The organism is Agromyces binzhouensis, from assembly GCF_004135055.1.
GTDB lineage: Bacteria > Actinomycetota > Actinomycetes > Actinomycetales > Microbacteriaceae > Agromyces > Agromyces binzhouensis.
This window is the reverse complement of sequence record NZ_SDPL01000397.1, coordinates 1-2,919: the sequence shown is the minus strand read 5'-3', so window position 1 is coordinate 2,919 and position 2,919 is coordinate 1. Positions and strand designations below refer to the sequence as shown.

Genomic DNA, 2,919 nt, shown 5'->3' with positions numbered 1-2,919 from the left:
AGGCCGCGGCATCCGTCGACCCGGTGGCCGTGCTCACGGGCTCGGCCGCGCGCGGCGCGGGCGCGTCGACCGATCGGGGCAGCCGGACGAGCTGCGTCACGCCCAGGAGGGAGGCCGCGCCGGCGATCACGATCGTCGCGCGATACGCCTCCGGTGTCCCGAGTACGAGTGCGAGGGCCCCGATGCCGGATCCGACCGCGATCGAGACGTTCGTGACGGCCCGCAGCGTCGCGCGGGCGCCGACCCGGGCCTCGCCGGTGAACGCGCGGGCGATGATCGCGCTGCGGGTCGAGTTCGCGGCCTGGTCGACCGCGCCGACGGCCACCGCGATGACGAGCGCGGTCGCGAGGTCGCTCGCGAAGACGTACGCGATGAGCCCGAGGCCGTCGGCGATCGAGAGCCCGATGAGCAGGCGCCGGGCCGGCACGCGGTCGGCGAGCCATCCGCCGGTGAACGACGAGAGCACGCCGGCCGCGCTGGCGAGCGTCAGCACCAGCGCGACCTCGTGCGCGGGCAGGCCGACGACGAACGTGAAGTAGAGGACGGTGACGGTGAGGAAGATCCCGCGCCCGACGCGGCCGATGAGCGTGGCGACCACGAGCGCGCGGAGGACGGGGTCGGCGAGGGAGTCGAGGACGCGCGAGAGGGACGACGGTCGAGGGGGTGCGGTGGTCACGGTTCCGTTCTCGCAGGGCCGCGGCGGCGGTGGAATCGATGTAGCGTTGTGCTACATGTTGCGCTACGTGCTCGACGAGCAGGACGTCGCCGCCGTCCGTTTCGGCATCTCCCCGCTGTGCGAGCTCGGGCTGTCGCTCCGCGCCGTCCACGCACCCGAGTGGTTCCCGCTGCAACTGCCGTGGGTCCGGCGCACCGAGGCCTCGCGCGCCGACCTCGACCACGCGGCGCTCGACGCGCTCATCGACGATCGCATGTGGACGCCGGACTTCCTCAACCCGCGACCGTCATCCCCGCTCACGCGGCTCGACGACGAGCTCGCCGCACTGCGCGACCTGCCCGCAGACCGGTTCCACGCCGACCTCGTGGCGGTGCACGGCCGCGTGCCCGACGCGCTCGCCGGCCCGCCGAGGGCGGCGATCGGTCGCATGGTCGCGGCACTCGAGGAGCTCTGGGCGGCGAGCTTCGCTCCGTACTGGTCGCGCATGCGCGCGGTCCTCGAGGCCGACGTCGTGCACCGCGGGCGGCAGATCGCGCAGCAGGGACTCGGCGCCATGCTGAACGGGCTCACCGCGACGGTCGACTTCGACGGCGACGTGCTGCGGGTGCGGCTTCGGGACCCGCGCGACCGCACCCAGGCGATCGTGGGCACGGGCCTCACGCTCGTGCCGACGATGTTCACGCGGCGCGCCTCGGCGCCGGTCGGCGACGGGCCGCCGATGCTCATGTACCCCGCACGCGGGCAGGGGGCCCTGTGGGAGGCCGAGCGGGTCGCGAATCCGGCGGCGCTGGCCGGCATCCTCGGCGACACCCGGGCCTCGCTCCTGGCGGCGCTCGGCGATCCGGCGTCCTCGACCGAACTGGGAGTGCGCTTCGGCGTCACGCCGAGCGCCGTGAACCAGCACCTGCGCGCGCTCCGGGACGCGGGCCTGCTCTCGAGCGCGCGTCACGGCCGGAGCGTCCTCTACCTGCGCAGCGAGCTGGGGTCCGCACTGCTGGAGGGTGCGCTGCCCGCGTCGTGACCGTGCGCATGGAGGGATCGCCCGGGGCGCGCTACTCCGGGTCGTCGGCCACGCGCAGCACGAGCTTGCCGCGCACGTGACCGCCGCCGAGGCGCGTGTGCGCGGTCTCGCCCTGCTCGAGCGGGAACACCTCGTCGACGTGGACCCGGATGGCGCCGTCGTCGACGAGGCGTGAGATCACCGACAGCGTGCGCGCGTCGGGCGAGACGACGAAGCCCGTCGCGCGGATGCCGCGTGCGGCCGCCTCCTCGGCCATCGTCGGCCACGACTTCGTGGGCACGTTGACGATGAGCCCGCCGCGGCGGATCACGTCGAGCGAGCGCGTACCGGTGTCGTCGATGACGTTGCCGATGAGGTCGATGACGACGTCCTGTTCGCCGGCGACCTCCTCGAACCGCTCCGAGGTGTGGTCGATGACCTGCTGCGCGCCGAGCGATCGGAGGAAGTCGGCATTGCGGGGCGATCCGGTGGCCGTGACCTGGGCGCCGAAGTACGTCGCGAGCTGCACCGCGAAGTGGCCGACCCCGCCGGCGCCCGCGTGGATCAGCATCCGCTGGCCGTCGTGGGCGCGGGCGACGTCGACGACCGCACCCCACGCCGTGAGCGCCGCGCAGGGGATCCCGGCCGCCTCGACGAAGCCCGTCCCGATCGGCATGGGCGCGACCGACATCGACGGGATGCTGACGACCTCGGCGTACGTGCCCGTCATCCGCGGGACGCGGCCCATGCCGTAGACGCGATCGCCGACCTTCAGCGGATGCGCGGCGTACGGGACCTCCTCGACGACGCCCGCGAAGTCGAGGCCGAGGATCGCCGGGTACGACGGGATCGCGGCGGAGACGCCGCGTCCGAGCTTGGTCTTGCGATCGATGGGGTTCACGCCCGCGGCGATCACCCGCACGAGCACCTCGTCCTGCACGCGGAGCGGCTGCGGGACGTCCGCCATGCGGAACACCGCGCCCTCGCCCGTCTCATCGACCACCAGTGCCCGCATCGATTCCCCCCGTCCGCTCGCCGCCCGTCCGACCATTCTCGGGCACATCGGGCCGCGCGACGCCGGTGGATTCGACGGGGATGCATGCGCTCGCTGTCCGGCGTGCTCCGGATCGCCGCGGCCGCGAAGCGCCCGACGAGGACCGCGTCACGACCGGCTGAGCCACCGCCGCACGGCCTCGCGCATCGCGTCGGCCTGCGCCGCCTGACCGTCGTCCCGGGCGGGCAC

3 protein-coding genes are annotated in these 2,919 nt (G+C 74.0%); 1 reads left to right on the top strand and 2 read right to left on the bottom strand.

Annotation, left to right across the window (positions count from 1 at the left end; all coding sequences use genetic code 11):
* Positions 1 to 676 (bottom strand): MFS transporter (locus tag ESO86_RS14755; RefSeq protein ID WP_165307929.1); only part of this gene is annotated, 676 nt, incomplete at its 3' end.
* A 55-nt stretch (positions 677 to 731) separates the two neighbouring features.
* Here ESO86_RS14755 and ESO86_RS14750 point away from each other — a divergent pair.
* Entirely contained in the window at positions 732 to 1,697 is a 966-nt protein-coding gene (locus tag ESO86_RS14750) for an ArsR/SmtB family transcription factor (RefSeq protein ID WP_129235667.1), read from the top strand.
* Positions 1,698 to 1,728: 31 nt separating this feature from the next.
* Here ESO86_RS14750 and ESO86_RS14745 read toward each other — a convergent pair whose 3' ends face one another.
* A complete protein-coding gene (locus ESO86_RS14745) occupies positions 1,729 to 2,691 on the bottom strand; it encodes an NADP-dependent oxidoreductase (protein WP_129235666.1) in 963 nt (320 codons plus the stop codon).
* Positions 2,692 to 2,919: the final 228 nt, after the last annotated feature.